The 7126-nt window shown below is 67.4% G+C and carries 5 protein-coding genes; 4 read left to right on the forward strand and 1 reads right to left on the reverse strand.

Annotated elements, in window-relative coordinates; genetic code table 11:
• Positions 1-233 precede the first annotated feature (233 nt).
• Positions 234-1202: a helix-turn-helix domain-containing protein gene (locus AB0J58_RS38635; RefSeq protein ID WP_364225245.1), complete on the reverse strand. Its 969-nt coding sequence runs from the start codon at positions 1200-1202 to the stop codon at positions 234-236.
• 445 nt (positions 1203-1647) lie between these two features.
• Here AB0J58_RS38635 and AB0J58_RS38640 point away from each other — a divergent pair, with 445 nt between their 5' ends.
• The 4 genes from AB0J58_RS38640 to kdpB all read left to right on the forward strand — a co-directional run.
• Positions 1648-3540, forward strand: coding sequence for an amino acid transporter (locus AB0J58_RS38640; RefSeq protein ID WP_364225247.1), 1893 nt, complete (start codon positions 1648-1650; stop codon positions 3538-3540).
• A gap of 301 nt (positions 3541-3841) precedes the next feature.
• The gene (gene kdpF / locus AB0J58_RS38645; RefSeq protein WP_343983740.1) at positions 3842-3931 is read left to right on the forward strand and encodes a K(+)-transporting ATPase subunit F; all 90 of its coding nucleotides are present in this window, start codon (positions 3842-3844) and stop codon (positions 3929-3931) included.
• Complete coding sequence (gene kdpA, locus AB0J58_RS38650) at positions 3931-5592, forward strand: potassium-transporting ATPase subunit KdpA (RefSeq protein ID WP_364225250.1); 1662 nt, start codon at positions 3931-3933, stop codon at positions 5590-5592. Before kdpF ends, kdpA begins: the two co-directional genes overlap by 1 nt.
• The coding region (gene kdpB / locus AB0J58_RS38655; protein WP_364225253.1) for a potassium-transporting ATPase subunit KdpB at positions 5592-7126 on the forward strand (1535 nt) is incomplete at its 3' end. The genes kdpA and kdpB, both read left to right, overlap by 1 nt.

A 7126-nucleotide genomic window follows, 5' to 3' on the forward strand; every position in this document is an offset into this window, starting at 1 on the left:
TGGGTCAGCGGTGTTGCCGTGTGCAGTAGCGGACGACCAGGCCTGCGGCGGCGAGGAGCAGGAAGACCAGCACAATGTCCGAAAAGTTCACCATGCGCGCCACCTGCCCCGTTGGGGGGTAGTTAGTCGCGCCTGATCCGATTCGAACCGATCCTCTGCGATCACTGCGAAGAACGCGGAGCCGAACTCCAGCCCGGCCGGCACGGCGACCACGTAGAGCCTTTCGGGGGCCCTCACCGGGAGCGCTCGGCCCGGGCCTGGCGGTAGCGGGTGGGGGAGGCGCCGAACTCGGCGATGAACAACCGGCGAAGGCTCTCGGCGGAGCCGAACCCGCAGCGGGCCGCGATGTCCGCCACGGAGAGCGACGAGGAGACGAGGAGTTGCTCGGCCGCCTGCGTGCGTGCCTGCCTGATGAAGCGGCCAGGCGTCTGGCCCAGGTGCTCCAGGCTGAGCCGATTCAGGTGACGCTCGCTCACGTTCAGCCTGGCGGCCAGCGTCGCGGGGCTCAGATCACCGTCGAGGCTGTTGACGATGTGGTCGACCATCTGTCGAATCAGCGGATGTTCCGGCGGCGGCGCGCCCACGAACATGCTGATCTGTGCCTGGTCGCCCGGCCGCTGCAAGTAGGTCACCAGGGCACGCGCCACGACGCGGGCCAGGTGAGGGCCGTGGTCCTCCTCGATGAAGGCGAGTGTCAGATCCAGGGCGCTGGTGACGCCGGCCGCGGTCGACACGTGTCCCTCGCGGATGTAGAGCGGGCCGGGATCGACCGTGACGTTGGGGTGGTGGGCGGCGAGCGCTCCCGCGTACCTCCAGTGCGTGGTGGCGCGCCGCCCGTCCAGCAGCCCGGCGGCGGCCAGCAGGGTCGCGCCCGTACACACCGACGCCACCCGCCTGCTGACCGCGGCCAGCCGACGTATGTGTGCCAGGAGCACAGGATTGCCCGCGGCGATCTCGTGACCGATCCCGCCGGAGACGACCAGGGTGTCGAGCGGCCCGGTGATGTGTTCGAGGGCTTCCTGGCTTTCCAGCGTCAAACCCGAGTCACAGGGCAGCGACCTGCCACCGGAGGTGGCGAGGCGTGTCCGGTAGGGGGGAGCCGCCCCCAGCTGGTTGGCCATATGGAGCGGCGTGGTCACCGAGGCGATGTCCAGCAACTCTGACTGCGGATACCCGACCACGACGGTCAGCCGCTCATCCATGAGTGCCCATCCTGGTGGAGAACGACACGAATCCCAAGTTTACCGACAAAAGCGAGGCTGAGCGTGGTTCGCGCGATCGACCGGCCGTTGAATCTGAAGCACAAGGAAAGTCACCCGGTCACCGAGGCCGTGGTAAGCGCGCGGCGAGGACGCAGCCACCGGTGACCGAATTCTCACCCGGCCGAGGCTAAACCGGAAATACTGCGGCGCTCAGCGAAGTGTCCCGGCTCCGGACGAGCGGTCGGGGCATCGAGCCGACCTTCGTTCTCAGCCTGGACATCCCCCGCGGGAGCGTCGTGCAGTGTCCCGGTGCGCGGCTTATAGCCGCATACGCCCTGTCTGTGAATATTGACGTTTTCTTGACGCCTGGCCGTGAATCGATGGGCTCTGACGTCAGTAATGTGCATTGCGGCTTTACGGGTAATTGATGTGGGAGGGGCCGACAGTGGCCGGCAGGACTGGGCCACTAGAGGCGTGGCTGCTCAAGGGCTTGCAGACCGACCGTAGACAGATCGAGCACGGTCCGCACAAGAAGCACACCTGGTGGCAGGTCATGTGCCTCACGGGCGTCGACTACTTCTCCACCCTCGGTTACCAGCCGGGCATCGCGGCGCTCGCGGCCGGCGCGCTGTCACCGCTGGCGACGCTGCTGCTGGTCATCCTCACCCTGTTCGGGGCGCTGCCCGTCTACCGCAGGGTCGCGGAGGAGAGCCCGCACGGCCAGGGCTCGATCGCGATGCTGGAAAAGCTGGCCCCGCAGTGGTGGGGCAAGTTGTTCGTGCTCGCTCTACTCGGGTTCGCCGCCACCGACTTCGTCATCACGATGACGCTCTCGGCCGCCGACGCGACGGCCCACATCCTGGAGAACCCGTTCGTTCCCGACTTCCTGTCGGGCCGGCGGGTGCTGGTCACGCTCGTGCTGCTCGCCCTGCTCGGCGGGGTGTTCCTGATGGGCTTCAGCGAGGCGATCGGCATCGCCGTCGTCCTGGTGGGCGTCTACCTCGTGCTCAACGCGATCGTGGTGGCCGTGGCCGTCACACATGTGCTCGACGCCCCCAACCTGGTCATCGACTGGCAACAGGCGCTGACCACGACCTACACCAGCCCGATGGCCATGATCGGGCTTTCCCTGCTGGTGATGCCGAAGCTCGCGCTGGGCCTGTCGGGGTTCGAGACGGGCGTCGCGGTGATGCCGATCGTCAAGGGCGACGTCCAGGCCCGGATCAAGGGCACCAAGCGGCTGCTGACCTCGGCGGCCATCATCATGAGCGTCTTCCTGATCCTCAGTAGCCTCGTCACCACCGTGCTGATCCCGGAGAAGGAGTTCGAGGAGGGCGGCAAGGCCTCAGGACGGGCGCTGGCATTCCTGGCGCACGGTTTCCTCGGCGACTGGTTCGGCACGTTGTACGACGTCAGCACCATCGCGATCCTCTGGTTCGCCGGGGCGTCGGCGATGGCGGGCCTGATCAATCTGGTGCCGCGCTACCTGCCCAGGTACGGTATGGCGCCCGACTGGACGCGGGCCGTGCGCCCGCTGGTCCTGGTGTTCAGCGCGATCGGCTTCGCCATCACGATCATCTTCGACGCAGACGTCGAAGCCCAGGGCGGTGCCTACGCCACCGGTGTGCTCGTGCTGATCCTGTCCGCCTCCGTCGCCGTGACGCTGTCCGCGTGGCGCAAGGGCCAGACCAGGCTGACGGGCGGCTTCGCCGCCGTCTCCGCCGTCTTCGCCTTCACGCTGGTGGACAACGTGTTCGAGCGCCCGGACGGGGTGAAGATAGCGTCCTTCTTCATCGTGGCGATCATCGTGACCTCGCTCATCTCCCGGACGACCCGCTCCACCGAACTGCGCGTCACCGAGGTGACCTATGACCCGCTGGCCGAGCAGTTCGTCAACGGGTCCTGCGGCGAGGTGCACCTGATCGCCAACGAGCCGCACGAACGTGACCAGGCCGAATACCACGACAAGCTGCGCGAGCAGTGGCTCAACCACCGCCTGCGCAGCTCGGAGCAGGTCATGTTCGTCGAGGTGACGGTCGTCGACGCCTCGGAGTTCGAGACCGAGCTGGTCGTGCACGGCGAGGAACGCTTCGGCCACCGGATCCTGTGCTTCGAGAGCCCCACGGTGCCCAACTCGCTGGCCGCGCTCCTGCTCGACCTGCGTGACCGTACGGGCCGGATACCGCACATCTACTTCCACTGGACCGAGGGCAATCCGGTGGCGGCGATGCTGCGCTACCTGCTGTTCGGCGGCGGGGACGTACCGCCGATGACCCGGGAGGTCCTTCGCCAGGCGGAACCGGACATCACCTGCAGGCCGCACGTCCACGTCGGGTGATCCTTACTCCGCGGTGAAGCGCGGGTCCCGCCGGTCGAGGCGGCGTCGCAGGCGCGCCTTTCCTGACGGCACTCCTGCGCACCGTTTCCGCCGTGTCGTCAAGAAGGCGTCAACGGTCGGCCTGCGAGCGTATGAGATGCGTCAACGACGGCAAAATCTCCTAAATCTCCCGCTTTGCTGTGGGTGTTGAAAGACCAAACATCCGGATTAGAGGAGTGGGGATGGCTGACGTCATCTTCGTCGCCCTGACGATCGCGCTATTCGTGATCTTCGGGTTCGTCGTCAAGGCGGTGGAGCGCCTGTGAGCGCCATCAACGCCATCGGCCTCGTGGTGGCCGCCGGCCTGGTGATCTTCATGGTCGTGGCCCTGCTGTTTCCGGAGCGGTTCTAGTGAGTACGACGGCAGCCGGGATCATCTTCGTCGCATCCCTCGTCATCGCTCTCGCACTGACGCACAAGCCGCTCGGTGACCACATGTACCGCGTGTACTCGGGCGTCAGGCACAGTGCCGTCGAACGCGGCATCTACCGCCTGCTCGGCGTCCGCCCTGACGCCGAGCAGCGGTGGGGTGTCTACGCCCGCAGCGTGCTGGCGTTCTCCGTCGTGTCCATCCTGTTCGTGTACGGCATGCAGCGTCTGCAGGACAGGCTGTGGTTGTCACTCGGCTTCGACCCAGTGCCCGATCACGTCGCCTGGAACACCGCGATCAGCTTCGTCACCAACACCAACTGGCAGGCGTACTCGGGCGAGTCCACCATGGGCCACCTGGTGCAGATGGCCGCGCTGGCCGTACAGAACTTCGTGTCCGCCTCCGTCGGCATGGCGGTGGCGATCGCGTTGGTGCGCGGTTTCGCCCGCAACCGGGCCGACACCATCGGCAACTTCTGGGTCGACCTGGTGCGCGGCACGGTTCGTATCCTGCTGCCCATCGCCTTCGTCGGCGCGCTGGTGCTGGTGGCCGGCGGCCTGGTGCAGAACTTCGCCTCCCCGCACGAGCTGAGCACCCTGACCGGCGGCACCCAGTCGATCACCGGTGGCCCGGTCGCCAGCCAGGAGGTCATCAAGGAACTCGGCACCAACGGCGGCGGCTTCTACAACACCAATTCGGCGCACCCGTTCGAGAACGCCACCGGCTGGACCAACTGGTTCGAGATCTTCCTGATCCTGCTCATCCCGTTCGCCATGCCGCGCACCTTCGGCAAGATGGTCGGCCAGGTCAGGCAGGGCCACGCGATCCTCGCCGTCATGGCGACGATCGCCATCGCCAGTGTCGTGCTGACCAACGTCTTCGAGTTGAGCGCCGACGCCACCGTGCCGCAGGCCGCCGGCTCGGCGATGGAGGGCAAGGACGTCAGGTTCGGCGTCTCCAACTCCGCGACGTTCGCCGCGGCGACGACCCTCACGAGCACCGGCGCGGTCAACTCCTTCCACGACTCCTACACTCCGCTCGGCGGCATGATGCCGCTGTTCAACATGATGCTGGGCGAGGTCGCGCCCGGCGGGGTGGGAGCGGGCCTGTACGGCATGCTCGTGCTGGCCGTGATCACGGTCTTCGTGGCCGGGCTCATGGTCGGCCGTACCCCCGAATACCTGGGCAAGAAGATCGGCGCCCGGGAGATCAAGCTGGCCTCGATGTACTTCCTGGTCACTCCGATCCTCGTGCTCGTCGGCACGGCGGTCGCCATGGGCAACGAAGCGGGTCTGGCGGCCATGCTGAACGGCGGCCCACACGGGTTCTCCGAGATCCTCTACGCCTTCACCAGCGCCTCGAACAACAACGGCTCCGCGTTCGGCGGTGTCACCGTCAACACGCCGTGGTACGACGTGGCGCTCGGTCTGTGCATGGTGCTCGGCCGGTTCCTGCCGATCATCTTCGTACTGGCCCTGGCCGGATCGCTGGTCAGGCAGGCCCCGGTTCCCGAGTCCGCAGGCACGCTGCCCACCCATCGGCCGCAGTTCGTCGGCATGGTGGTCGGCGTCACGATCATCCTGGTCGCTCTGACCTTCCTCCCGGCCCTGGCGCTGGGCCCGCTCGCAGAAGGAATCAGCTGATGTCCACCCCAGTGCTCGAGGCGCCGGAACAGGCGCAGGCGCCGCAGAAGAACGGCAGGGTCGGCGGTGGTCTGCTCGACCCCAAGCAGTTGATCAAGTCACTGCCCGACGCGTTGAGGAAGCTGAACCCGCTCTCGCTGTGGCGCAACCCGGTGATGCTGATCGTGGAGATCGGCGCGCTGGCCACCACGGTCCTCGCCGCCACCGGCGAGTCGTCGTTCTTCGCCTGGGCCATCACCGTCTGGCTGTGGCTGACGGTGATCTTCGCCAACCTCGCCGAGGCCGTCGCGGAAGGACGGGGAAAGGCGCAGGCCGCCACGCTCCGTGCCACCAAGCGTGACACCACCGCCCGCCGCCTCTCCGGCTGGGCGCCGGGCGCGAACGTGTCCTCCTGGGGCACCGTCGGCGCGTCGGAGCTCAAGCAGGGCGATCACGTGATCGTCGAAGCCGGGGAGATCATCCCCGGCGACGGTGACGTGATCGAGGGCATCGCCTCGGTCGACGAGTCGGCCATCACCGGTGAGTCCGCACCGGTGATCCGCGAATCGGGTGGTGACCGTTCGGCGGTGACCGGCGGTACCAGGGTGCTGTCCGACCGGATCATCGTCCGCATCACCCAGAAGCCGGGCGAGAGCTTCATCGACCGGATGATCGCCCTGGTCGAGGGCGCCGACCGGCAGAAGACGCCCAACGAGATCGCACTGAACATCCTGCTGGCCGCTCTGACGATCATCTTCCTGGTCGCCACCATCACCATGCAGCCGATGGCGATCTACGCCAAGAACGTCAACCCCGGCGCCGCCGACTCCCTGGCTCTGACCGGCGACGGTGTCAGCGGCATCGTGCTGGCCTCGCTGCTGGTCTGCCTCATCCCGACCACGATCGGCGCGCTGCTGTCGGCCATCGGTATCGCGGGCATGGACCGCCTGGTCCAGCGCAACGTGCTGGCCATGTCCGGCCGCGCGGTCGAGGCGGCAGGAGACGTCAGCACCCTGTTGCTCGACAAGACCGGCACGATCACGCTGGGCAACAGGCAGGCATCGGAGTTCCAGCCCGCCTCGGGGATCTCCGCCGACGAGCTGGCCGCCGCCGCGCAGCTGGCCAGCCTGGCCGACGAGACCCCCGAGGGCCGCTCGATCGTGGTCTACGCCAAGCAGGCGTACGGCCTGCGCGAACGTCAGCCGGGCGAGCTCGCGCACGCCGAGTGGGTGGAGTTCACCGCCCAGACCCGCATGTCGGGGGTCGACGTCGACGGCCGGCAGGTGCGCAAGGGCGCGGCGACGGCCGTGATGAGGTGGGTGCGTGAGAACGGCGGCCACGCGACCGAGGAGGTCGGCCATCTGGTCGACGGCATCTCGGCCTCGGGTGGCACCCCGCTGGTCGTCGGTGAGGTCGTCGACGGTAAGGCGCGGGTGCTGGGGGTGGTTCATCTCAAGGACGTGGTCAAGCAGGGGATGCGTGAGCGGTTCGACGAGATGCGCCGGATGGGCATCCGCACGGTCATGATCACGGGTGACAATCCGCTGACGGCCAG

Origin of the sequence: Streptosporangium sp. NPDC049644 (assembly GCF_040675205.1) — a bacterium.
In the GTDB taxonomy this organism is placed as follows: domain Bacteria; phylum Actinomycetota; class Actinomycetes; order Streptosporangiales; family Streptosporangiaceae; genus Streptosporangium; species Streptosporangium fukuiense.